Source organism: Rhodanobacter sp. OR92 (assembly GCF_000427545.1).
GTDB classification, from domain to species: Bacteria; Pseudomonadota; Gammaproteobacteria; order Xanthomonadales; family Rhodanobacteraceae; genus Rhodanobacter; species Rhodanobacter denitrificans.
In genome coordinates this window covers 73,753-97,753 of the sequence record NZ_ATYF01000016.1, presented here as the reverse complement: position 1 = coordinate 97,753, position 24,001 = coordinate 73,753, and the positions used below count along the sequence as shown (strand labels likewise).

Below are 24,001 nucleotides of genomic sequence, written 5' to 3'. Positions count from 1 at the left end.
GACTGATCATGGTGTCGTGGTTCAGGCCAGCGCCTGCTGATGCACGCCCTTGACCGCCCGCCCCGACGGATCGGCTGCATTCGCGAACGCCGGATCCCACGCCAGCGCCGCCGGCGAGGAACAGGCGATCGACTTGCCGCCGGGCACGGTCGCGGCGCAGGCCTCGCCGGGGAAGTGCTGCTCGAAGATGCGCCGGTAGAAGTACGCCTCCTTGGTCGCCGGCGTGTTGAACGGGTAGCGCGCCGCCGCCGCGGCGAACTCGCGATCGCTGATCGCCTGCTCCACGTGCGCCTTCAACCCGTCGATCCAGCCGTAGCCCACGCCATCGCTGAACTGCTCCTTTTGCCGCCACAGGATCGCATCCGGCAGCGCGCCGTCGAACGCCTCGCGCAGCACCGCCTTCTCGATGCGTCCCTGCCCCGCCATCTTGTACTTCGCATCGAGGCTCATCGCCACGTCGATGAACTCCAGGTCGAGGAACGGCACGCGTGCCTCCACGCCCCACGCCATCATCGCCTTGTTCGCGCGCAGGCAGTCGTAGCTGTGCAGCGCGTCGAGCTTGCGCACGGTCTCCTCGTGGAAAGCCTCGGCCGACGGCGCCTTGTGGAAGTACAGGTAGCCGCCGAAGATCTCGTCCGAGCCCTCGCCGGACAGCACCATCTTCACGCCCATCGCCTTGATCCGCCGCGCCAGCAGGTACATCGGCGTGGCGGCGCGGATGGTGGTGACGTCGTAGGTCTCGATGTGGCGAATCACCTCGGGCAAGGCATCCAGGCCTTCCCAGAACGTGTAGACGAAGCCGTGGTGCACGGTGCCCAGCGCGTCGGCGGCGACCTGTGCCGCGGCCAGGTCGGGCGAGCCGTCCAGTCCGATCGCGAACGAATGCAGGCGCGGCCACCAGGCCTCGCTGCGGTCGTCGTCCTCAACCCGCTCGCGCGCGAACTGCGCGGCACAGGCGGCGACCAGCGACGAGTCCAAGCCGCCGGAAAGCAGTACCCCATACGGCACGTCGGTCATCAGCTGGCGATGTACGGCCTGCTCGAACGCCTTGCGCAAGGCCGGAGCAGACACGTCATGGCCACGCGTGGCGGCATAGTCGCGCCATGGCCTGGCGTAGTAGCCACGCAGCCCGCCGCTGGCGCTGTCGTAGACGTGGCCGGGCGGGAACGGCGCCACGTCGGCGCACACGCCGACCAGCGCCTTCATCTCCGACGCCACGCACAGGCGGCCTTGCGCATCGTGGCCCCAGTACAACGGGCACACGCCGATCGGGTCGCGCGCGATCAGGTAGCGCTGCGCTTCGCCGTCCCACAGCGCGAACGCGAAGATGCCGTTGAGCCTGCCCACGAAATCGCTGCCCTGCTCGCGATACAGCGCGTTGATCACCTCGCAGTCCGAGCCGGTGGTGAAGTCGTAGCTGCTGGCCGCGCGCAGTTCGCGGTGGTTGTAGATCTCGCCGTTCACCGCCAGTGCCAGCGCGCCGTCGCGCGAACGCAGCGGCTGCGCGCCGCTGGCCGGGTCGACGATGGCCAGTCGCTCGTGCACCAGGATCACCCCGGCGTCGACGAACACCCCGCTCCAATCCGGCCCGCGATGGCGCTGGCGCTGCGACAGTTCCAGCGCCTGCCGGCGCAGCGCCGCCAGGTCGTCGCCCGGCTGCAGGTCGAACATTCCGAAAATCGAGCACATGGTGGGGGTTCCTCGGTTACTGGTGGTGGGTACCGCTCTTCTTGAAAGTCGGCCATGGATGGCCGGATTTTGCTCTTGCGCGGATGGAGCCGCGCACAAATCAAGCACCGGAAACGACGAAGGCCCGCATCAAGCGGGCCTTCGTCGCGTTTGTTTCGTGGAGACTTGCAGCTACGCGCGGGCCCGCCAACGGTTGGCGTTATTGTTCGCGCGATTATTGTTGTTGCCGGCCAGCGCGAAGCCCCGCGCGGAAGGCGCGGTGAGGTTCAGACGGCTGGCGGCGGCGGGGTGCATGGGCCAACTTGAGCAGATCCGCCGGCGCTTGGCAAGCGCGGGTACGGTCAAGTCGCCGTAGGAGCCCGCCCGCGGGCGATGCTTTTGGGCTTGGGCTCAAGATTCGGGATTCGGGATTCGGGATTCGCAAAAAGCCAGAGCATCGCCCGCGGGCGGGCTCCCACCACAGAGCGAGATCAGGGAGCCGTGATCCAGCGGGTGGCTTCCTCGATGTCCGCACCGTGGAACAGGCGGAATTGCGCCGGGATGGCAAAGCTGAACGCCATCGCGGTACCGCGCAGCCAGACCACGTCGGTGACCAGTGCGACGCGGTCCCAGCCGCTGAAATGGCGCAGGCTCAGCTTGGCGTCATCCCACATCGCGCCCGGGTCGAAGCCGGTGAAGTCATCGGCGGTGACATACAGCAGGCGCAGCTTGCGATTGAGCGCGAACGCCGCCTCGACGTCCGGCACGACGATGTTCTCGTAATCTTCCGCCGTCACCTGGCCATGGGCGCGAAAACCCAGCGTACCGGGCGGCAGTCCTTCGATCAGTGCGATCACGGGCGTTCTCCATGAGCGGGGCGAACGCCAGTCTGGAACGGGCCGCGTGAAAAACGCGCAAGCGGCATCAGGCCGGTTCGATGTGCCGCAGCAGCAGTCGTGGCGTCTCGCGCCCCTGCCAGTCGTTGATGGTCAGCTCGTAGACCGCGCGCAGCCGCGATGGCGGCGGCTGGCCGTGATACGCGTTGAACATCACCGCATCATGCAGGGCGCCGTCGCGCGGGTCGCGCAATTGCAGGCGCAGGTGACTCTCGCCCATCAGCTTCCAGCCGGCGCAATCGAACAGGTTGTCGAACAGCGGTTCGGGGAAGGCCTGGCCCCACGGCCCCGCGGCGCGCAGCTGTCGGGCCAGCCCCAGCGTGGCGGCGCCGGGCGGCAGCTCGCCGTCGGTGTAGAGCACCGCCTGCAGGCGCTCGGGCTCGATCAGCTCGCGCGCGATCGCATCGAAGGCGGCGGCGAAGCGCGGGTAGTCGGCGCTCCTGAGGCTCAGCCCCGCGGCCATCGCGTGGCCGCCGAAGCGTTCGATCAAGCCGGGCTGGCGCGCGTCGATCGCGGCCAGCGCGTCGCGGATGTGGAAACCAGGGATCGAGCGCGCCGAGCCACGCAGGTTTTCGGTGTCGTCCTCACCGGCTGGCGCGAAGGCGATTACCGGGCGGTGCAAGCGCTCCTTCAGCTTGGAGGCGACCAGCCCAACCACGCCGGCATGCCACGACGGCTCGAACAGCGCCACGCCGACGGCGTCGACATGACCCAGGCCAGCCACCATCACCTCGGCCTCGGCCACCATCGAGGCCTGCAGCTCACGCCGCTCGCGGTTGATCGCGTCGAGCTGCTCGGCATGGCGGCGCGCCTGCGCCACGTCGTCGGTGAGCAGGCATTCCACGCCCAGGCGCATGTCTTCCAGCCGCCCCGCCGCGTTCAACCGCGGCCCCACAGCAAACGCCAGGTCGGTGGAACACAGCGTGGCCAGGCTGCGCTTGCCGGCCTCGACCAGCGCGGCGATACCGGCGCAACCGCGGCCGCTGCGCATGCGCTGCAGGCCGGCCTCGACCAGCACGCGGTTGTTGAAATCCAGCGGCACCAGGTCGGCCACGGTGCCCAGCGCCACCAGGTCGAGCAAGCCGGAAAGGTCGGGTTCCGCGCCGGCGAAGACGCCGCGTTCGCGCATCCTCCCACGCAGCGCCAGCAGGAGATAGAACACCACGCCGACACCGGCCAGAGCCTTGCTCGGAAAGCCGTCGCCGGGCAGGTTCGGATTGACCATCGCGTCGCAGGCGGGCAACTGCTCGCCAGGCAGGTGGTGGTCGGTGACGATCACCCGGATGCCGCGCGCCTTGGCTGCGGCCACACCGGCGACGCTGGCCACACCGTTGTCGACGGTGACGATCAGCTGCGGCGTCGGCTGCAGCGAGGCGACGAAGGCGGGACTCAGACCGTAGCCGTGCGCAAAGCGATTGGGGATCGCGTAATCCACGCGCCTGGCACCGAGCAGGCGCAGGCCGCGCACCGCCACCGCAGCGCCGGTGGCGCCGTCGCAGTCGTAATCGCCGGCGATCAGGATGGTCCAGTCGTCGCGGATCGCCTCGACCAGCAGATCGACGGCCGGCGCCATGCCGCCCAGCAATTGTGGTGACAGCATCCGCGCCAGCCGGTGTTCGACCTGGCCGGGCTCCAGTACGCCGCGCGCGGCGTAGATCTGCTGCAGCACCGGGTGCACCGCATCCGCCCAGCCATGCGGCGCGCCCCTGCCCTCGCGTCGGCGCAGCTGCAGTACGCTCAACGCCCCGCCCCACGCCAGAGGCGCCAGCGGTGGCGAGGCTTGTGCAGCCAGCGTTCGCCGCTGGCGAAATGCAGCACGACGGACTGGCGTTCGAGCAGCGGCAGCAGTGCCGGCCACCAGCGCGAGGCGATTTCCTGCGCCGGCAGGTCCTGCAGGTCGATCAGCCAGCCGGTCCCGCCGCCGGCGATCGTCTCGGCTGCGCGCGACTGCTGGGCAATGCCGGCACGGGCGGCCAACGCGCGCAACAGCAGATCGTCGCTGACCACCCCCGCCAGTTCGCTGGTCGACGGTGACGGCAGATGTCCACCACCCCACAGCCACAGGCTGTTGACCGGCGACTGCCCGTGCGCCTGCCGCCGGGCATTCAGCGGATGCTGGTGCAACAGCACCTGGATGTCGTTGAGCAGGACGCGCCAACGGCGCCCTTGCGCGCCCTGTGGCAGGTGCTGCGCCAGGTCCTCGCCCAGCGCCTGCTCAGGCGCGGCGAAATCCGGCAGCGGCAGGTCGGGCGGCAGGCGCAGATGCCAATGGTCCGGCGTGGAAATGTCCAGCTGCATGCCCGCTTCCTCGAACACGGGTCGCAGTAGCGCGGCCAGCACCTGCGCCTCGTCCATGCCCAGGCCCATGCGGCCGCAGGCGAGCAGGCGCACGCCGTTCATGTCCGGCTGTACCCAGGCCGGATCGGCCGACAGCCAGGCATCGCCGCCCGCGTCGCCGGCAAGGAATTCGCGAGTGATTGCCGCGGCGGGCAGGCCTGCGTCGACGCCCGCGAAATGCTCGCCGAGGCCGCCCAGGTAGCCAATGCCGCCGTCCGCCAGGCGATCGGCACGGGGCAGCCATGTGCGCAGCGGATGGCCCGGCTCGACGTGGGCGAGTGCGGGCAGCCACAGTTGCAACGATCGCTCCGGCAGGGACATTTCTCAGGCCTCCAGTTGTTCGACCAGCGCCAGCCACTCGGTTTCCAGCGCCTCCTTCTCATGGCGCAGCTCGGTCTGGCGCTGGCCGAGGCGCATCATTTCGCTGGTCGGGCCGTTGTAGGTGGCGGGATCGGCCAGCCCGGCCTCCAGCGCCGCCAGTTCGGTGTCGATGCCGGCAGTACGCGTCTCGATCTTCTTCACCCGCTGGCGCGCGGCCTTCTCGTTCTCGCGCTGGGCGGCGGCCTGGCGGCGACGCTGCTCGGGCGAAACTTCCGCCATCTTGGCCACCACCGGCTTGGCCGTCTTCTTGCTTGCGGTGCTGCGCGTCTTCAGCCAGCGCGCGTAGTCGTCCAGGTCGCCGTCGAACGGCGCCACCTCGCCGTCGGCGACGCGCCAGAAGCTGTCGCAGACCATGCCGAGCAGATGGCGATCGTGCGAGACCAGCACCAGCGCGCCGTCGAAGTCGGCCAGCGCATCGGCCAGCGCCTCGCGCATGTCCAGGTCGAGGTGGTTGGTCGGCTCGTCGAGCAGCAGCAGGTTCGGCTTGTCCCAGGCGATCAGTGCCAGCGCCAGACGTGCGCGCTCGCCGCCGGAGAAACCGTCCACCGACTCGAACGCGCGGTCGCCAGCGAAATCCCAGGTGCCGAGAAAGTCGCGCATCACCTGGGTTGCCACGCCCGGCGCCTTGTCCAGCAGATGGTCGAGCGGGCTCGACCCTTCGCGCAGGCTTTCTACCGTGTGCTGGGCGAAGTAGCCGATCTTCAGGTCCTTGTGCACCTTGCGCTCGCCGCCGAACGGTTCCAGCTCGCCGACCAGGGTTTTCACCAGGGTGGACTTGCCGGCACCGTTGGGGCCAAGCAGGCCGATCCGCTCGCCCGCCTCAATAGAGAATCGCACGTCCGACAGGACGACGTTGACCGCCTCTCCCCTCCGGGGAGAGGCATGAGGTGAAGGGCTGGGACTTGCGCTGGGGTCCATCGAGGCGCGCTCCGACCCATCTTCACCTCGGCCGTGTCCCCTCACCCCAACCCTCTCCCCGGCGGGGAGAGGGAGCAATTCGTAGCCGGCGGTGATGTCCTCCAGCTGCAGCATCGAATCGGGCAGCCGCCCCGGCGCCGCAAACTGGAAGCTGAAGGGCCGCTCGGCGCGCACCGCTTCGGTGCCGGCCAGCTTTTCCAGCCGCTTCATGCGCGACTGCGCCTGCTTGGCCTTGGTCGCCTTGGCCTTGAAACGGTCGATGAAGGACTGCAGGTGCGCGCGCTCGGCCTGCTCGCGCTCGTGCGAGATCTGCTGCTGGCGCAACTGCTCGGCACGCAGGCGCTCGAACGCGCTGTAGTTGCCGGTGTAGAGCTTGGCCTTGCCGTCGTTGAGGTGCAGCGTGTGGGTGATCACGCCGTCGAGGAATTCGCGGTCGTGCGAGATGATCAGCAAGGTGCCCTGGTAGCGGCGCAACCATTCCTCCAGCCACAGCACGGCGTCGAGGTCGAGGTGGTTGGTCGGCTCATCCAGCAGCAGCAGGTCGGACGGGCACATCAGCGCACGCGCCAGGTTCAGCCGTCCGCGCCAGCCGCCGGAAAATTCCTGCACCGCGCGCTCGTGCGTTTCCGGGGAAAAGCCCAGGCCGTGCAGCAGGCGGCCGGCGCGGGCGCGGCCGTCGTAGCCGTTCAGTTCCTCGATGCGGTGATGCGCCTTCGCCATCGCCTCCATGTCGCCGCGCTCGCCGGCCTCGGCCTCGTCGCGGATCGCGGCGGCCAGCTCCTCGTCGCCACCCAGCACGTAGTCGATCGCCGCATCCGGCAAGGCCGGGGTTTCCTGCGCTACCGAAGCGAGGCGCAGCTTGCCCGACATCTCCAGCTCGCCGACATCGCCCTCCAGCGTGCCCTGCAGTGCGGCGAACAGGCTGGATTTGCCGCAGCCGTTGCGGCCGATCACGCCCAGCCGCCAGCCGCCCTGGATCACTAGGTCGATGTCGGAGAGCAGCAGCCGGCTGCCGCGGCGCAGGGCGAAATGTCGGAAGGAAATCATCAAAAACCTGGATCGGGACCGGGCAGGCGGTCGCCTGCAGCCGCCCATGATAGCGGTGATGGCGCTATTCTCGACGCGTCGACCGGTGTCGCCGCGCGCAGGCGAATGCCGAACCCATCGCAATCGGCGGCCACCGGCATGGCGCCGTACTGGCGCTTCTGCTACAACGACGCCGCATACAGCCTTGTCTGGAGAGGGGAGCCATGGTCAAGTTCACGAGCAGTTTGCCGATCGTCATCATGCTGGCCGCTGCCGTCGGTCTGGCCGTATCGCAGCCAGCCAGCGCGGCGCAGTCGCGCGAACACGGCAACAGCCTGCTGATCCACCGCGTGCAGCAGGAAAAGGACATGAACCTGCCCCGCCGCGGGCTGAGCATGGCGCAGGTCGAGAAGACCTGGGGTGCGCCGCAGCGCAAGCTCTCGCCGCGCGGCGGCGACAGCAAGAAGCACCCGCAGATCAACCGCTGGGAATACGCGAACTTCATCGTATATTTCGAGCACAGCCACGTGATCCACGCGGTGCTCAACACGCCGGCCGGCAACAACACCAACCCGGCAGACGTCAACTGAACTGATTGGCCGAACGACGCGGCCCGTGGCGACACGGGCCGCGTTTTCATGTGCGCGGTTCCCGCGTCGTACAATGCGCGGCCCTTCCCCGCGCGAGACAGCCAGCATGACCGACCACTCCCTGCGCCTGCCGGCGGAATGGGAACCGCAGGCCGCGGTGCTGATCGCCTGGCCGCACGCCGGCACCGACTGGGCCGAACGGCTGGCCGCGGTGGAAACCACCTATGTAGCGCTGGCCGCCGCGGTGACCCGCTTCCAGCCGCTGATCGTGGTGGCCGCGGATGCCGCGCTGCGCGCCCATGTGCAGGCGCAGCTGCGCGGCGCCGGCGTGGACCTGTCGAGAGTCCGCTTCGTCGAGCTGCCCTACGACGACACCTGGCTGCGCGATTCCGGCCCGATCACCCTCGTCGACGGTGGTGGCGGCGGCTTCCAGCTCACCGACTTCCGCTTCACCGGCTGGGGCGGCAAGTTCGGTGCCGAGCAGGACGACGCCCTGGTCGCCGGGCTGGCGCAGGCCGGCGTGTTCGGCCAGGCCGCGCACAAGCGCATCGACTGGGCGCTGGAGGGCGGCGGCATCGAGAGCGACGGCGACGGCAGCATCCTCACCACCTGGCGCTGCCTGGTGCAGCGCCACCCCGAACAGTCGCGCGAGGAAATGAGCGCGATCCTGCGCGGCAGCCTGCACGCCGATCGCGTGCTGTGGCTGGATCACGGCTACCTCGAAGGCGACGACACCGACGCCCACATCGACACCCTCGCGCGCTTCGCGCCGGGCGACCGCATCGTGTTCCAGGCCTGCGACGACACGGCCGATCACCACCACGACGAACTCCAGCGCATGGGCGAGGAACTGGCCGCGCTGCGCACCACGGACGGTCGTCCGTACCGGCTGCATCCGCTGCCGTGGGCACAGCCCATCCTCGACGAAGGCCGCCGGCTCGCCGCCTCCTACGCGAACTATCTGATCGTCAACGGCGCCGTGCTGGTACCGGCCTACGGCGACAGCGCCGACGCCGAGGCTGCGCGCATCGTCGGCGAGGCGCACCCCGGCCGGGTCGTGGTGCAAGTGCCGTGCCGCCCCCTGATCTGGCAGAACGGCAGCCTGCACTGCATCACCATGCAGCTGCCCGCCGGGATCGCCTGAGCCGCATCGGCTAAACTGTGCGGTCTGTTCCGCCTGGCGATGTGCCGAGGATTGACCCGATGATGCGCAAGAGTCTCAAGGTCGCGCTGCTGCAGGAAACCGACCGCGGCAGCCGCGACGCCAACCTCGATACGATCGAAGCCGGCCTGCGTGAAGCCGCCGCGGCCGGCGCCGAACTGGTGCTGCTGCAGGAACTGCACAACGGCCCGTACTTCTGCCAGCACGAGTCGGTGGACCTGTTCGATCTCGCCGAAAGCATTCCCGGCCCGTCCACCGAGCGCATCGGCCGACTGGCCGAGGCGCTCGGGCTGGTGGTGGTCGCCTCGCTGTTCGAGCGCCGCGCCGCCGGGCTGTACCACAACACCGCGGTGGTGTTCGACCGCTCGGCGGCGATCGCCGGCGTCTACCGCAAGATGCACATCCCGGACGATCCGGCGTTCTACGAAAAGTTCTACTTCACCCCGGGCGACCTCGGCTTCGAGCCGATCGACACCTCGGTCGGCCGCCTCGGCGTGCTGGTGTGCTGGGACCAGTGGTACCCGGAAGCGGCGCGCCTGATGGCGCTGGCCGGCGCCGAACTGCTGCTCTACCCCACCGCGATCGGCTGGGAGCCGAACGACGCGCAGGCCGAGAAGGACCGCCAGCGCGACGCCTGGATCATCGTGCAGCGCGGCCACGCCGTGGCCAACGGCCTGCCGCTGCTGTCGTGCAACCGCACCGGCTTCGAGGCCGACCCGTCGGGTACCGGTGCAGGCATCCAGTTCTGGGGTTCCAGCTTCGTCGCCGGGCCGCAGGGCGAGTTGCTGGCCCAGGCCGGCACCGGTGCGCGCGAACTGCTGCTGGCCGAGGTCGACCTGGCGCGCAGCGAACAGGTGCGGCGGATCTGGCCGTTCCTGCGCGACCGCCGCATCGACGCCTACGCCGACCTGCTCAGGCGCTTTCGGGATTAATGCGATCATCCCTGATCGCGAAGATCACACGGGCGGCCATCCCTGGCCGCACTCTTCACTTGCTTCGCGCGGGATGCGTCCCCATGCATGGATCTCTACCCACCATCGGCCTGCTGAACGCATGAGCGCCCCCGAAACCGAAGTCACCGCGCTGCCCGCCGCCCTGCACGGCCAGCCGATCGAGCGCGTGCAGCGCGACGGCGTGGAATACGTGGTGCTGGGCACGGCGCACGTCTCGCGCAGCAGCATGGAGGCGGTCGAGGCCTTGCTGGATCACGAGCACTTCGACGCGGTGGCGGTGGAGCTGTGCGACAGCCGCGCGCAGAGCATGCGCGACCCGGAAGCGTTCAAGCAGATGGACCTGTTCAAGGTGATCCGCCAGGGCAAGGCCGGCATGGTCGCCGCCAGCCTGGTGCTGTCCACGTTCCAGAAGCGCCTGGCCGACCAGTCCGGCATCCAGCCCGGCGCCGAGATGAAGGCCGCGATGGACGGCGCCGAGCGGCGCGGATTGCCACTGTGGCTGATCGACCGCGAAGTCGGCACCACGCTCAAGCGCGCCTGGCGCAGCGTGGGTTTCTGGCAGCGCTTCGGCCTGCTCGGCGGCCTGCTGGCCAGCGTGTTCGAGCGCGAGGAGATCGAACAGGGCGAGATCGAGAAACTGAAGCAGGGCGACCTGCTGGAAAGCGCGTTCAGCGAGTTCGCCAGCAGCTCGAAGCCGCTCTACGACAGCTTGATCGGCGAGCGCGACGCGTTCATGGCCGCGCGCCTGCGCGAGGAAGCCGCACGCCCGACCACCTCGGATCACCGCCGCGTGCTGGTGGTGATCGGTGCCGGCCATCTCAAGGGCCTCTGCAACCTGCTGCGCGAGCAGCAGGACGACCCCGCCGCCAAGGTCGCCGAGCTTGCCGTCTTGCCGTCCAAGGCGCGCTGGCCGAAGTGGGTGGCCGCCGGGCTGGTGCTGCTGGTGTTTGCCGCGATCGCCTGGGCGTTCCACCGCAACGCCTCGCTGGGCACGCAGGCGCTGCTGGCTTGGGTGCTGTTCACCGGCGGCTTCGCCGCGCTCGGCGCGCTGGTCGCCGGCGCGCACCCGTTCAGCATCACTGCCGCGTTCATCGCCGCGCCGATCAAGCCGTTCCGCCCCGGCATCCCCGCCGGCGGCATCAGCGCGATGGCCGAAGCCTGGGCGCGCCGCCCGCGGGTGGTCGACTTCGACACCCTGCGCGACGACATCGTGCACTGGAGCGGCTGGTGGAAGAACCGCGTGGCGCGCACCCTGCTCAACTTCTTCCTGGTCAGCGTGGGCACGATCGTCGGCGAATACAGCGCCGGCATCCACATCTTCAAGAGCCTGTTCTGACCCGGCTACCGAGGCGGCACATGCTACGATGCGCCCGCCCGCGGATCACCGCGGACGCCATGCCCGGATGGCGAAACTGGTAGACGCAAGGGACTTAAAATCCCTCACCCTCGCGGGTATCCCGGTTCGATTCCGGGTCCGGGCACCACCTCTTCGGCGAACTTGCCTCGCCCACAAAAAAAGTGCGGCGGGATCGCCCGCCGCACTTTCGATTGCCTGTACCGGGAAACCTCGAGCGATCAGGCCGCCGCGTCCTTCAGCTTCTTCAGCGGGCGGATCTTGATCTTGGTCGACGCCGGCTTGGCCGCGAACCACTGCTCTTCCTTGGTGAACGGGTTGATGCCCTTGCGCTTCGGCTTGGCCGGCACGCTCACCGCGGTGATCTTCAGCAGGCCCGGCAGCTGGAACGAGCCGGCGCCCTTCTTGTGCACCGAACCGGCTACCGCGCCTTCCAGCGCTGCCAGCACAGCACGCACGTCCTTGGCCACCACACCGCTGGCTTCCGCGATGTGCGCCACCAGGCTGGACTTGTTCAGGACTTCCTTGATCGGCTTGGGTGCGGCGGGTGCGGCCTTGGATGCCGGCTTGCTCTTTGCAGCTGCTTTCTGCGTCTTTGCCATGGGTTTCCCCTCGTGGATATGTGGTGGTTGGTTCGTATGCCTCGCGGCACGCTGAATGTAGGGGAATTCAGCGGTGGCGCCAACGGGTCGAACGGCAAAAACCGCAAAAAAAACGCTGCAACGACACCATCGGCAGCCTGATCGTCTGTCGTAGACGCAAAACGGCCATGCAACCGCGGCAAGCAGACTCGCACCGCGCTGCCCGGCGCGGCCTGGAAAGGCGAAGACCCGGCATTCGGAACGGCACAAAAAAACCCGCCGGGGGGCGGGTTTCCTGCGGCTGTCCGGCAGCCGGTTGCGCAATGGAGGCCAAGGTCGGAATCGAACCGGCGTACGCGGATTTGCAGTCCGCTGCATGACCACTCTGCCACCTGGCCATTGCTTGGTGCATCGCGACCGTGATGATCGCAGGTTGCCTCTAAAAAACAAAACCCCGGTAGGCCGAGGTCTGCTTGAAAACTGGAGCGGGAAACGAGACTCGAACTCGCGACCCCGACCTTGGCAAGGTCGTGCTCTACCAACTGAGCTATTCCCGCATCGGAGCCGCGAATCATAGCAGAACGAAGTCGCTTGTGAATAGCCTCGACCCCTGGTTTTCGGCATGACCGGCGCGAGAGGCACCCATACGACAAAGCCCCGGACAGGCCGGGGCTTTGTCTGCAAACTGGAGCGGGAAACGAGACTCGAACTCGCGACCCCGACCTTGGCAAGGTCGTGCTCTACCAACTGAGCTATTCCCGCATCGGAGCCGCGCATTCTAATACGTGAATGCGGATCGTCAAGTCCGCGTCGCCCGGCTCGGTTCCCTCACTCGGCCGCGCGCTTGCTCGACGCACCATCGGCGCTGAGGCTCGGCCATGCGGCGCGCAGGTAATGCAGGCCGGACCAGATCGTCAGCACGCCGGCGATCACCAGCAGCGCCTCGCCGATGTGGTACAGCCGCAACGCCTCCGCGGCTTTCTCGTGCTGCACGATCAGCACCACCAGCGCGACCATCTGCATCACCGTCTTCAGCTTGCCGATGAAGGCGACCTTGACGGTGGCGCGCATGCCGATCTCGGCCATCCACTCGCGCAGCGCCGACACGCTGATCTCGCGCCCGACGATCACCGCCGCGGTCACCGCCATCAGCACGCCCGGCCAGCCGCCGCGATGCGACTCGACCAGCAGGAACAAGGTCACCGCCACCATCAGCTTGTCGGCCACCGGGTCGAGGAACGCGCCGAAGGCGGAGGTGAGATTCATCCGCCGCGCCAGGTAGCCGTCGAGCCAGTCGGTGACCGCCGCCAGCACGAACACGACCGCCGCCGTGATGTTGTGCCCCGCGAACGGCAGGTAGAACACCACCACCATGACCGGCAACAGCGCAACGCGGAAGAGGGTCAGCCAGGTCGGCAGGTTGATGTGCATGATTCGTCCCGATGATTGCTTGCAGTTTCGCATGACCGCGCGCCACTGCCGAGTGAAGGCGCGCGCCGATGTTCAGCCATGCAGGCTGGCGTAGATGCGCTCGGCCAAACCGCGGTCGATTCCTTTCACCTGCATCAGTTCCTCGACACCGGCGCGCTCCAGTCCCTGCATGCCGCCGAACGCCTTCAGCAAGGCGGTACGCCGGCGTGCGCCGATACCCGGCACGTCTTCCAGCACGCTGTGCTCGCGCGCCTTCTCGCGCCGCTTGCGATGGCCGCTGATGGCGAAGCGGTGGGCCTCGTCACGCACCGCCGCGACCAGGTGCAGCGCGGGCGACGATGACCCCGGATGCAGCTCACGGCCGGAGTCGGCAAGTACCAGCGTTTCCTCGCCAGCGCGTCGGCCCGGTCCCTTCGCCACGCCGACCACCTCGATGCCGTCGACGCCAAGTTCCTTCAGCACCTCCAGTGCCTGCGCCACCTGCCCGCCGCCGCCGTCGATCAGCAGCACGTCCGGACGCGCACCCTCGCCTTCGGCCAGCTTGCGGAAGCGCCGGGTCAGCGCCTGGTGCATCGCCGCGTAATCGTCACCAGGCGTGATGCCGGTGATGTTGAAGCGGCGGTAGTGCGATTTTTCCGGCCCTTCCGGACCGAACACCACGCACGAGGCCACGGTCAGCTCGCCCAACGTGTGGCTGATGTCGAAACATTCGATGCGGCGCGGCGACTCGTCCAGCCCCAGCACCTTCTGCAGGTCGTCGAAGCGTGTGCCGAGGGTCTGTCGACTGGCCAGCCGTGCGGTCAACGAGGCCTGCGCATTGCGCTCGGCCATCTGCAGGAACTGCGCACGCTCGCCGCGCACGCTGGACTTCAACTCGACCTCGCGGCCGGCGTACTGGCCGAGCAGTTCGGCGAGGATGGCCTGGTCGGCCAGTGCCTCGCCCAGGATCAGCTCGCGTGGCACCGGTCGGTCCAGGTAGTACTGCGCAATGAACTGCGCCAGTACGTCGGCCGGCTCGGCATCCAGCGGCAGGCGCGGGAAGAAGTCGCGCGTCCCCAGGCTGATGCCATTGCGGAAGAACAGCACGCTGACGCAGGCCATGCCCGCCTCGATGCGGCAGGCGATCACGTCCATGTCGGCGCTGGCACCCTGCACGTGATTCTGCGCCTGCAGCTGGCGCAGCGCGGCCACCTGGTCACGCAGTTTCGCCGCACGCTCGAACTGCAGCGCCTTGCTGGCCTGCTCCATCGCCTCGGCCAGCTCGTCAATCACCGCATTGCTGCGCCCCTCCAGGAACATCTCGGCGTGGCGCACGTCGTTGCGGTAGTCCTCCACGCTGATCAGCCCCACGCACGGCGCGCTACAGCGGCCGATCTGGTACAGCAGGCAGGGGCGCGTGCGGTTGCGGAAGTAGCTGTCCTCGCACTGGCGCACCTTGAACAATTTCTGCATCAGGTTGAGGCTTTCGCGCACCGCGTAGACGCTGGGGTACGGCCCGAAGTAGCGTCCCGGCAGGTTCTTCGCGCCGCGATGGAAGGCCAGCCGCGGGTAATCCTCGCCGGTGGAAAGGTAGATGTACGGGTAACTCTTGTCGTCGCGCAGCAGGATGTTGTAGCGCGGCTTGAGCGACTTGATCAGCTGCGACTCCAGCAGCAGCGCCTCGCCCTCGGTGCGCGTCACGGTGATCTCGACGCGAGCGATCTGCGCCACCATCGCGGCGATGCGCGGCTCCATCCGCGGCTTCAGGAAATAGCTGCCGACGCGCTTTTTGAGGTTGCCCGCCTTGCCCACGTAGAGCAGTTCGCCGGCCGCGTCGAAATGGCGGTAGACGCCAGGCGAAGTGGTGAGCGTGCGGACGAAGGCCTTGCCGTCGAAGGGGAGCGGTTGCGCGGACTGCATGGGCTCATTCTAGCGGCGATGAGCCCATCATATGGAGGCTCAACGCTGCGCGCGCAACCACTGTTCCGCACGTTCCAGGTCGGCCTCGGTGTCGATGCCGGGCGGAAACGGCTGCGGAGTCAGCCGCACCGCGATCGCGTGGCCATGCTCCAGCACGCGCAGCTGTTCCAGCGATTCAGTCTGCTCCAGCGGCGTGCGCGGCAGGCGGCTGTAACGATCCAGGAAGCCGGCGCGGTAGGCGTAGATGCCGATGTGGCGCAGGAACGGCGAACCGGACGGCAGTGCGTGGCGGTCGATGGCGAACGCGTCGCGCGCCCACGGCAACGGCGCGCGGCTGAAGTACAGCGCGCGGCCATTGGCGGCGCGCACCAGCTTCACCACGTTCGGGTCGAACAGTTCCTCGGCATCGATGATCGGCGTGGCCAGGGTCGCCATCGGCGCGTCGTCGCCGGCCAGCGCCTGTGCCACCGCGCGGATGCCGGCGGCCGGCGCGAACGGCTCGTCGCCCTGCAGGTTCACCACGATGCTGTCGTCGGCCCAGCCGTAGTGGCTGGCGCACTCGGCCAGCCGGTCGCTGCCCGAGGCGTGGTCGCTGCGGGTCATGCAGATGTCCACGCCCTCCTGGCCGGCCAGCGCATCGGCGATGCGCCGGTCGTCCACCGCCACCACCACCTGGCGGGCGCCGGCCTGCAGGGCACGCTGCGCCACCCGCACCACCATCGGCACGCCGTCGATCGCGCGCAGCGGCTTGGCCGGCAGCCGGGTCGAGCCGTAGCGGGCGGGAATCGCGACGATGAACGGGGGCACGGCGTTGGACATGGTGGTTCCGGTCGGTGGAATGAGGTCAGGCCACGGCCTGCAAGGCGAAGCCGCAGTCGTTGGCCAGTTCCAGGAAGCCGGGGAACGAGGTGGCGACATGGCCGCAGTCGTCGATCCGCACTGGCCCGGCGGCGACCAGCCCGGCCACCGCGAAACTCATCGCGATGCGATGGTCGAGATGGCTTGCCACCGTGCCGCCGCCTAGCCGGCCGCCATGGATGATCGCGCCGTCCGGGGTTTCCTCGATCGCCACGCCGAGCGTGCGCAGGCCGGCAGCCATCGTGGCGATCCGGTCGGACTCCTTCACCCGCAGTTCGGCCGCGCCGCGGATCACCGTCGTGCCGACCGCCACCGCGGCGGCGACGAACAGCGCGGGGAACTCGTCGATCATGTCCGGCACCAGCGCCTCGGGCAGTTCGACGCCGTGCAGCGGCGCGTGACGCACCACGAGATCGCCCACCGGCTCGCCGCCGGCTTCGCGCTCGTTTTCGATCATGATGTCCGCACCCATCAGGCGCAGTGCCTGCAGCAGACCGGTGCGGCGCGGATTGAGGCCCACCGCCGGCAGGCGCAGTTGCGAACCCGGCACGATGCTGGCGGCGACCAGGAAGAACGCCGCCGAGGAAAAATCGGCCGGCACCTCGACGTCGGTGGCGCGTAGCGCATGGCCGCCGGAGAGTTTCGCCCGGCCCGGCGCGAACACGATCGGCCAGCCGAACGCGGCCAGCATGCGCTCGGTGTAGTCGCGGGTCGGATGCGGCTCGATGACCTCGGTGTCGCCGGCGGCATACAGGCCGGCCAGCAGCAGCGCGGACTTCACCTGCGCACTGGCCACCGGCAGCTCGTAGCGGATGCCGTGCAATGGCTGGCCACCACGCACCCGCAGCGGCGGCAGGCCGTCGCGCGTGTCGATGTGCGCGCCCATCAGCGCCAGCGGATCCGTCACCCGGCGCATCGGCCGCTTCGACAGCGAGGCATCGCCAACCAGGGTGCTGTCGAACGCCTGCCCGGCCAGCAGGCCGGCCAGCAGGCGCATGCCGGTGCCGGCATTGCCGCAGTCCAGCGCCTGCGCCGTGCCGCGCAGGCCGTGCAGGCCCGTGCCGTGCACCACGCGCTCGCCGGGCGACGGCGTGTCGATGCGCACGCCGAGTTGCGCCAGCACCGCGGCGGTGGCGCGGGTGTCCTCGCCTTCAAGGAAGCCGCGGATGCGCGACTCTCCCTCGGCGATCGCCGCCAGCATCAGCGCGCGGTGCGAGACCGACTTGTCGCCGGGCACGCGCACGCTGCCGAGCAGCGGGCCGCTGGCCCGGCTGCTCCAGTCCAGGCGGCCGCTCAAGGCAACGCCACCGGGTAGGAACCGAGCACGCGGATGGTCGCCGCCGAAGCGCCGATGTCCTGCACTGCGGCCTGCAGCGCGGCGTCGTCGATGTGGCCGGAGACGTCGATGAAGAACGCGTATTGCCACTTGCCGGTATGCGCCGGCCGCGACTCGATCCGGTTCAGGCTGATGCCGTGCCTGGCGAACGGGCTGAGCACGTCGTACAGCGCACCGGGCTTGTCGTTGACCGTGATCAGCAGCGAGGTGCGGTCGTTGCCCGAAGGCGGGAACAGCGAGCGGCCGATCACCAGGAAGCGCGTGGTGTTGTCGGCGCGATCCTCGATGCCCTGCGCCACCGTCTTCAGCCGATAGACCTTGCCTGCGCTTTCGCCGGCGATCGCCGCCACATCGTCGGCATGCAGCGCCAGCCGCGCCGCCTCGGCATTGCTCGACACCGCGATGCACTCGACCTCGGGCAGGTTGATGCGCAACCAGGTCTTGCACTGCTGCAGCGACTGCGCGTGGGCGTAGATGCGGCGCACGTCTTCCAGCCTGCCACTGCGCGAGTGCAGGCACTGGTGCACGCGCAGCTCGATCTCGCCGCAGATGGTGGCTTCGGAGGTGAGGAACATGTCCAGGGTGACCTGGATCATGCCCTGGCCGGAGTTTTCCACCGGCACCACGCCGAAATCGGCATGCCCGGCGGCGACCTCCTGGAACACTTCCTCGATGCTGCCCAGCGGCAGGCCGTAGGCGGCATGGCCGAAGTGCTTGCGCACGGCCTGTTCGCTGAAGGTGCCTTCCGGGCCGAGGAAGCCGATCTTCAATGGGTCTTCCTGCGCCAGGCAGGAGGACATGATCTCGCGGAACAGCCGCACCATCTCGACGTCGGACAGCGGCCCCTGGTTGCGGTCCACCACCATGCGCAGCACGTGGGCCTCGCGTTCGGGGCGGTAATAGTCGATCGCCGAAAGCCCCTCGCCCTTCACCTTCGCCACCGTGCGCGCATGATTGGCGCGTTCGGAAATCAGTTGCTGGATCTGCCGGTCGATGCTGTCGATGCGTTCGCGCATCTCGCTCAACGGGGTCTTCGGGTCGGTCATGCGTTCAGCCGCCTGGATGGATGGAAGTCCAAATGATGAAGCGGCATCTTGCCTGAAAATTCCGCTTTGGTGCGCTCAGCCATGACGCTGCGCAAAGTCGCGCATGAACGCCACCAGCGCCTGGACCGCCTCCGGCGGCACCGCGTTGTACAGTGAAGCGCGCATGCCACCGAGCGCCTTGTGGCCCTTCAGCGCGAGCAGTCCGGCGGCCTCGGACTCCTGCAGGAAGGCGGCGTCCAGCGCACCGTCGTGCAGGGTGAAGCGCACGTTCATGCGCGAGCGCGCGGACGGCTCGATCGGGTTGCGATAGTAGCCGCCGGAGCCGTCGATGGCCTGGTACAGCAGCTCGGCCTTGAGCCGGTTGCGCTCGGCCATCGTACCCAGCCCGCCCTGCGCCTTGAGCCACTGGAAGGTCAAGCCGGCCACGTACCAGCCCCAGGTGTTCGGCGTGTTGAGCATCGAGTCGGCGGCGGCGTGTTCGGCATAGCGGAAGATCCGCGCCATCGGCCGGCCCGCCCGCTGCAGCAGGTCGCGGCGGATGATCAACACGACCAGGCCGGACGGACCGATGTTCTTCTGCGCACCGGCGTAGATCAGCCCGAAGCGGCTCACGTCCAGCGGTTCGGACAGGATGTTCGAGGACAGGTCCGCCACCAGCGGTACCGTGCCGCCGACGTCGGGGATGGCGTGGAACTCGACGCCGTGAATCGTCTCGTTCGGCGTGTAGTGGACGTAGGCGGCGTGCGGATCGAGCCGCCAGCTGTCGCGTGGCGGCAGCCGCAGGTAGCCGTCCGCCTCGCTGCTGGCGGCCACGTTCACCCGCACGTAGGATCCGGCCTCGCTGGCCGCCTTCGCGCTCCAGTGCCCGCTGACGACGTAGTCGGCGCTGTCGCCCGCGCCGGCCAGGTTCATCGGGATCTGCGCGAAGTGCTGGGTGGCGCCGCCCTGCAGGAACAGCACGGCGTAGTCGGCCGGTATGCCCATCAACTCGCGCAGGTCGGCCTCGGCCTGGGCGGCCATCGCGATGAAACGCTTGCCGCGGTGGGATTGCTCCATCACCGAGGCGCCGCTGCCGTTCCAGTCCAGCATCTCGCGCTGGGCGCGTTCGAGTACCGCCAGCGGCAGCGCCGCCGGGCCGGCGCTGAAATTCCAGACTCTGCTCACGTGCGCCTGCGTCCTGTCGAGGATGTTCCGCGCATTATGGCGCGGCGCAGCATGAAGCCGTCAACTGTCAGAAGCGAATCAGCAGGACCAGCGCGATGCCCAGCGCCAGCACGGCAGCGGTGACGATCAGCCACCACACTTCCCCGCTCGGCCCGGCCGACTCTTCCGGCAGCTGCGGCGGCAATGCTTCAGCCATCACGATCTCCGGCTCCATGCCCGGCCCGTCGACCACGAAGCGGTGCATCGCCACGCCGATCTGGTCGCCGGGCTGCAGCGCCAGCTTCTGCACCATCACGCCGTTGACCCTGAGCGGGTGGCGCTCGCACGAGCGGGTGGTCTCCAGCCACAGCTGGCCGCCCTCCCAGGAGATCCGCAGCGCCACGACGCCACCTTGCGGCAACTCCAGCGGGCAGTCGCCGTGCGGTCCGAACGTGAGGCTGTGCCGCAATGGCAGTACCCGGCCCGACAGCGGGCCGGCCACGGCACGCAGGGCCACCGTGCAGCAGTCCTGCTCGGGCACGTCCAGCGGCGGGCGCCGGGCGGGATCTTCATCGTCACGCAACAGCAGGCGGCAGTCGCCCACGCTGACCACATCGCCGGCGCGCAGCAAGGCGCGTTCGCGCACTGGCCGCGCGTTGACGTAGATGCGGTCGGCCGACGGCAGCACCTGCAGCACCCAGCCGCGACGATCCTGCTGGATACGCAGATGCTGCGGCGCCGCCTGGCTGGCTGCCAGCACGAGGTCGTTGTCGGGCGCGCTACCGATGCGCAACTGCATCTGCGCCCAATGAAAATCCTCACGAGCCGCATGGGGGAATTCGATACGCATGGATCAACCGGTCGATGGACCGCGGAACTCTAGCATGCACCTGCATGGCATCAGGAATCCGCCCCCTGCCTCCAGGGCGCCTGGTCCCGCCATCGACCGGGTGACTTGCCGCGGCGGAACAGGCTCTAAGATGGTGCCTTTAGCCAGGAAGCCGCGATGCCCAAGATCGATATCCGCCGCCCGCACCAGCTGCCAATTGCCGAAGCCCGTGCCGTAGTCGACCAGGTGGCCACACGGATGCGCGAGAAATTCGGCATGAATGGACGCTGGCAGGGCGACACCCTGCTGTTTTCCCGGCCCGGCGTCAGCGGTTCGATCGCCGTGGGCGGCGACGCGATCCAGGTCAAGGCCGAGCTGGGGCTGCTGCTGGCGCCGCTGAAGGGCATGATCGAACAGGAGATCCGGCGCAAGCTGGACGAGCATTTCGCCTGATCTGCCTCGATCCTGGCCGACGTTGATGATTCTTTAACCATGCACTCATCCGTGGCATAATCGATGGCTTACGCAGCCATGACGGCTGTGCGTGAACCCCGGAACACATGGCCAAAGACGACGTCATCGAAATGGAAGGCACGGTCCAGGAGACCCTGCCGAATACCATGTTTCGTGTGCAACTGGAGAACGGGCACGTGATCATCGCCCACATTTCCGGTCGCATGCGCAAGCACTACATCCGCATCCTTACCGGCGACAAGGTCAAGATCGAAATGACCCCGTACGACCTGAGCAAGGGCCGCATCACGTACCGCATGAAGTAATCGCGGTGGCGTTGCAGGTTGCCGCGCCCGCGGGACGGCGGCACCGGACATGACAAAGGCGGCGCCATGCGCCGCCTTTGCTTTGGCCCCGCATCCGGCTTACCCGGCCACGCCTACCCGACCACGGCCGGCAGCTTCTCGGCCGCCTTGCAGTCGACCTTCAGTTCGCCGTCCGCCACGCTCAGGCGAACCACGCCACCTTCGGCCAGCTTGCCGAACAGCAACTCGTCGGCCAGCGCACGCTTCACCTTTTCCTGGATCACCCGCGCCATCGGGCGCGCGCCCATCTGCGGGTCGAAACCATGCTCGGCCAGCCAGCGGCGGGCATCGGCGTCCACGTCCAGGCTTACCCGCTTGTCGGTCAGCTGGCTTTCCAGCTCGATCAGGAACTTGTCCACCACGCGCAGGATGTGCTCGAAGTCGAGCGCGGCGAACTGGATGATCGCATCCAGCCGGTTGCGGAACTCCGGCGTGAAGATGCGGCGGATCACTTCCATCGCATCCGACTCGTGCTTCTGCTCGACGAAGCCCATGCTGCGCCGCGCCGCGATCGCCGCGCCCGCGTTGGTGGTCATCACCACCACCACGTTCTTGAAGTTCGCCTCGCGGCCGTTGGTGTCGGTCAGCACGCCGCGGTCCATCACCTGCAGCAGGATGTTGAACACGTCCGGGTGCGCCTTCTCGATCTCGTCCAGCAGCAGCACCGCGTGCGGATGCTTGGTCACCGCCTCGGTCAGCAGGCCGCCCTGGTCGAAGCCGACGTAGCCCGGAGGCGCACCGACCAGCCGCGACACCGAATGCCCTTCCATGTACTCGGACATGTCGAAGCGGATCATCTCGATGCCGAGCTGCATCGCCAGCTGCTTGGTCACCTCGGTCTTGCCCACGCCGGTCGGGCCGGCGAGCAGGAAGCAGCCGATCGGCTTGGAGGGATCGGCCAGGCCCGAACGGGCCATCTTGATCGATGCGGCCAGCGCCTCGATCGCCGGGTCCTGGCCGAACACCACCATCTTCAGGTTGCGCTCGAGGTTGCGCAGCACGTCGCGATCCGAAGCCGACACCTGCTTGGCCGGGATCCGCGCCATCTTCGCCACGATGTACTCGACCTCACTCACGTCGACCGTACCGGTACGCTGGTCTTCCGGCAGCAACCGCTGGCGCGCGCCGGCCTCGTCGATCACGTCGATCGCCTTGTCCGGCAGCAGCCGGTCGGGGATGTGCTTGACCGACAGGTCCACCGCCGCCTTCAGCGCCTCGTTGGTGTACGCCACGTGGTGATGCTCCTCGAAGCGCGAGCGCAGGCCCTTGAGGATCTCGATGCTATCGGCCACGGTCGGCTCGACCACGTCGATCTTCTGGAAGCGGCGCGCCAGCGCGCGGTCCTTCTCGAACACGCCGCGGTATTCCTGGAACGTGGTCGAACCGATGCAGCGCAGCTCGCCGGAGGCCAGCATCGGCTTGATCAGGTTGGAGGCGTCCATGGTGCCGCCCGAGGCCGAGCCGGCACCGATGATGGTGTGGATCTCGTCGATGAACAGGATCGCGCCGGGCTGCTTCTTCAGCTGCGCGATCACGCCCTTCAGGCGCTTCTCGAAGTCACCGCGGTACTTGGTACCGGCGACCAGTGCACCCAGGTCGAGCGACCAGATCGTGGCGTCCTCCAGCACCTCGGGCACCTCGCCGTCGACGATGCGCTTGGCCAGGCCCTCGGCCAGCGCGGTCTTGCCCACGCCGGCCTCGCCCACGTACAGCGGGTTGTTCTTGCGCCGGCGGCACAGCACCTGGATGGTGCGCTCGATCTCGTCGGTGCGGCCGATCAGCGGGTCGATCTTGCCTTCCAGCGCCAGCTCGTTGAGGTTGCTGGCGAACTCGTGCAGCGGGTTGCCCTTCGGCTCGCCGCCCTCCTCGCCCTCGCGCTCGCCACCGGACACGCCCGCGGCCGGCTCGTCGCCGATCTTGGCGATGCCGTGCGAGATGTAGTTGACCACGTCGAGCCGGGTGATCTCCTGCTGGTGCATGAAATACACCGCGTGTGAATCCTTCTCGCCGAAGATCGCCACCAGCACGTTCGCACCGGTGACCTCCTTCCGGCCGGAGGATTGCACGTGATACACCGCGCGCTGCAGCACGCGCTGGAAGCCCAGCGTGGGCTGCGTGTCGCGCTCGTCGCCGGACGGCAGCACCGGCACGGTCTCGTTGATGATGCGTTCCAGGTCGGCCGACAGCCGCGGCAGGTCCGCGCCGCAGGCGCGCAAGGCACCGAGCGCCGACTGGTTTTCGGTCAGCGCCAGCAGCAGGTGCTCCACCGTCATGAATTCATGGCGCTGCTCGCGGGCCCGCTTGTAGCAATGGCCGATGGTGACTTCCAGATCCTTGCTGAACATTCGGATCGTCTCCGCTTTGCGTGGTGAGCGGCCTTCAGCGCCGCAACGAGCACAAAATGGGGTCGCTCAAAGCTTTTCCATAGTGCACAGCAACGGGTGCTGATGGGAACGTGAATATTCGTTGACGTGGGTTACCTTGGTTTCGGCCACTTCGCGGGTAAATACACCACACACGCCGCGTCCGCGCGTGTGGACGTGCAGCATCACCTGCACCGCCTGCTCCTGATCCAGGTTGAAGAAGGTACGCAGCACCTCGACCACGAAGTCCATCGGGGTGAAGTCGTCGTTCAGCAGCAGCACCTGGAACAGCGGGGGGCGCGCCACCTCGGGCTTCGCGGTTTCCAGCGCCAGACCGCGGCCGCTGTCGTGCTCATGTTCGGGTTCGTGGGCCATGGTTGCTTGGGTGTGATCTCTGGTTCGAAGTATACGC

21 protein-coding genes and 4 tRNA genes are annotated in these 24,001 nt (G+C 68.2%); 7 read left to right on the top strand and 18 right to left on the bottom strand.

Annotated features, from left to right (window positions below):
- Positions 1-21: 21 nt before the first annotated feature.
- From asnB to RHOOR92_RS0110165, 5 genes are all read right to left on the bottom strand, one after another.
- Positions 22-1,689, bottom strand: a complete 1,668-nt coding sequence (gene asnB, locus RHOOR92_RS0110190) for an asparagine synthase B (protein WP_027490176.1) — start codon at positions 1,687-1,689, stop codon at positions 22-24.
- Between the two features lie 470 nt (positions 1,690-2,159).
- Positions 2,160-2,525: an STAS/SEC14 domain-containing protein gene (locus RHOOR92_RS0110180; RefSeq protein WP_015447553.1), complete on the bottom strand. Its 366-nt coding sequence runs from the start codon at positions 2,523-2,525 to the stop codon at positions 2,160-2,162.
- A 67-nt stretch (positions 2,526-2,592) separates the two neighbouring features.
- Positions 2,593-4,305: a single-stranded-DNA-specific exonuclease RecJ gene (gene recJ / locus RHOOR92_RS0110175; RefSeq protein WP_027490175.1), complete on the bottom strand. Its 1,713-nt coding sequence runs from the start codon at positions 4,303-4,305 to the stop codon at positions 2,593-2,595.
- Complete coding sequence (locus RHOOR92_RS0110170; RefSeq protein ID WP_015447530.1) at positions 4,302-5,222, bottom strand: phosphoglycerate mutase; 921 nt, start codon at positions 5,220-5,222, stop codon at positions 4,302-4,304. Before RHOOR92_RS0110170 ends, recJ begins: the two co-directional genes overlap by 4 nt.
- Positions 5,223-5,225: 3 nt before the next feature.
- Positions 5,226-7,247, bottom strand: coding sequence for an ATP-binding cassette domain-containing protein (locus RHOOR92_RS0110165; protein WP_027490174.1), 2,022 nt, complete (start codon positions 7,245-7,247; stop codon positions 5,226-5,228).
- Positions 7,248-7,450: 203 nt separating this feature from the next.
- Between RHOOR92_RS0110165 and RHOOR92_RS0110160 the strand changes: the two genes are divergently transcribed.
- The 5 genes from RHOOR92_RS0110160 (at position 7,451) to RHOOR92_RS0110140 (ending at position 11,415) form a co-directional block, all read left to right on the top strand.
- The gene (locus RHOOR92_RS0110160) at positions 7,451-7,816 is read left to right on the top strand and encodes a hypothetical protein (protein WP_015447528.1); all 366 of its coding nucleotides are present in this window, start codon (positions 7,451-7,453) and stop codon (positions 7,814-7,816) included.
- 106 nt (positions 7,817-7,922) lie between these two features.
- Positions 7,923-8,960 carry an agmatine deiminase family protein gene (locus RHOOR92_RS0110155; protein ID WP_027490173.1) on the top strand — a complete coding sequence of 346 codons (1,038 nt, stop codon included), beginning with the start codon at positions 7,923-7,925 and terminating at the stop codon, positions 8,958-8,960.
- Positions 8,961-9,019: 59 nt separating this feature from the next.
- Positions 9,020-9,910, top strand: coding sequence for a carbon-nitrogen hydrolase (locus RHOOR92_RS0110150; protein ID WP_027490172.1), 891 nt, complete (start codon positions 9,020-9,022; stop codon positions 9,908-9,910).
- 121 nt (positions 9,911-10,031) lie between these two features.
- A complete protein-coding gene (locus RHOOR92_RS0110145) occupies positions 10,032-11,267 on the top strand; it encodes a TraB/GumN family protein (RefSeq protein WP_007508562.1) in 1,236 nt (411 codons plus the stop codon).
- Between the two features lie 61 nt (positions 11,268-11,328).
- Positions 11,329-11,415: transfer RNA gene (locus tag RHOOR92_RS0110140), tRNA-Leu, on the top strand.
- Positions 11,416-11,506: 91 nt separating this feature from the next.
- On the opposite strand, the gene RHOOR92_RS0110135 is transcribed toward RHOOR92_RS0110140, so the two are convergent.
- The 11 genes from RHOOR92_RS0110135 to RHOOR92_RS0110085 all read right to left on the bottom strand — a co-directional run bounded on the left by RHOOR92_RS0110135 (position 11,507) and on the right by RHOOR92_RS0110085 (position 20,429).
- Entirely contained in the window at positions 11,507-11,887 is a 381-nt protein-coding gene (locus tag RHOOR92_RS0110135) for an HU family DNA-binding protein (protein ID WP_007508565.1), read from the bottom strand.
- A 303-nt stretch (positions 11,888-12,190) separates the two neighbouring features.
- Positions 12,191-12,264 (bottom strand) — tRNA-Cys (locus tag RHOOR92_RS0110130).
- An 83-nt stretch (positions 12,265-12,347) separates the two neighbouring features.
- Positions 12,348-12,423 (bottom strand) — tRNA-Gly (locus RHOOR92_RS0110125).
- Positions 12,424-12,552: 129 nt separating this feature from the next.
- Positions 12,553-12,628 (bottom strand) — tRNA-Gly (locus tag RHOOR92_RS0110120).
- 66 nt (positions 12,629-12,694) lie between these two features.
- A complete protein-coding gene (gene pgsA, locus RHOOR92_RS0110115; RefSeq protein ID WP_007508567.1) occupies positions 12,695-13,297 on the bottom strand; it encodes a CDP-diacylglycerol--glycerol-3-phosphate 3-phosphatidyltransferase in 603 nt (200 codons plus the stop codon).
- A gap of 72 nt (positions 13,298-13,369) precedes the next feature.
- A complete protein-coding gene (gene uvrC, locus RHOOR92_RS0110110; protein ID WP_027490171.1) occupies positions 13,370-15,196 on the bottom strand; it encodes an excinuclease ABC subunit UvrC in 1,827 nt (608 codons plus the stop codon).
- Positions 15,197-15,235: 39 nt separating this feature from the next.
- A complete protein-coding gene (kdsB, locus tag RHOOR92_RS0110105; RefSeq protein ID WP_007508571.1) occupies positions 15,236-16,015 on the bottom strand; it encodes a 3-deoxy-manno-octulosonate cytidylyltransferase in 780 nt (259 codons plus the stop codon).
- Between the two features lie 25 nt (positions 16,016-16,040).
- Entirely contained in the window at positions 16,041-17,351 is a 1,311-nt protein-coding gene (aroA, locus tag RHOOR92_RS0110100; protein ID WP_007508573.1) for a 3-phosphoshikimate 1-carboxyvinyltransferase, read from the bottom strand.
- On the bottom strand, positions 17,348-18,436 hold the full coding sequence (pheA, locus tag RHOOR92_RS0110095) for a prephenate dehydratase (protein WP_007508574.1): 1,089 nt from the start codon (positions 18,434-18,436) through the stop codon (positions 17,348-17,350). The genes aroA and pheA overlap by 4 nt, the downstream gene beginning before the upstream one ends.
- Before the next feature lie 75 nt (positions 18,437-18,511).
- Positions 18,512-19,600 carry a 3-phosphoserine/phosphohydroxythreonine transaminase gene (gene serC / locus RHOOR92_RS0110090; protein WP_007508577.1) on the bottom strand — a complete coding sequence of 363 codons (1,089 nt, stop codon included), beginning with the start codon at positions 19,598-19,600 and terminating at the stop codon, positions 18,512-18,514.
- Positions 19,601-19,667: 67 nt separating this feature from the next.
- Positions 19,668-20,429: an FHA domain-containing protein gene (locus RHOOR92_RS0110085; protein ID WP_015447511.1), complete on the bottom strand. Its 762-nt coding sequence runs from the start codon at positions 20,427-20,429 to the stop codon at positions 19,668-19,670.
- A 156-nt stretch (positions 20,430-20,585) separates the two neighbouring features.
- On the opposite strand from RHOOR92_RS0110085, the gene RHOOR92_RS0110080 reads away from it, so the two are divergent.
- Together RHOOR92_RS0110080 and infA are read left to right on the top strand one after the other, a co-directional pair.
- Positions 20,586-20,861 carry a polyhydroxyalkanoic acid system family protein gene (locus RHOOR92_RS0110080; protein ID WP_007508581.1) on the top strand — a complete coding sequence of 92 codons (276 nt, stop codon included), beginning with the start codon at positions 20,586-20,588 and terminating at the stop codon, positions 20,859-20,861.
- A 107-nt stretch (positions 20,862-20,968) separates the two neighbouring features.
- Complete coding sequence (gene infA / locus RHOOR92_RS0110075) at positions 20,969-21,187, top strand: translation initiation factor IF-1 (RefSeq protein ID WP_007508585.1); 219 nt, start codon at positions 20,969-20,971, stop codon at positions 21,185-21,187.
- 113 nt (positions 21,188-21,300) lie between these two features.
- Here infA and clpA read toward each other — a convergent pair whose 3' ends face one another.
- Positions 21,301-23,571: an ATP-dependent Clp protease ATP-binding subunit ClpA gene (clpA, locus tag RHOOR92_RS0110070; RefSeq protein WP_027490170.1), complete on the bottom strand. Its 2,271-nt coding sequence runs from the start codon at positions 23,569-23,571 to the stop codon at positions 21,301-21,303.
- 66 nt (positions 23,572-23,637) lie between these two features.
- The gene (clpS, locus tag RHOOR92_RS0110065; RefSeq protein ID WP_027483968.1) at positions 23,638-23,964 is read right to left on the bottom strand and encodes an ATP-dependent Clp protease adapter ClpS; all 327 of its coding nucleotides are present in this window, start codon (positions 23,962-23,964) and stop codon (positions 23,638-23,640) included.
- Between the last annotated feature and the right edge of the window lie 37 nt (positions 23,965-24,001).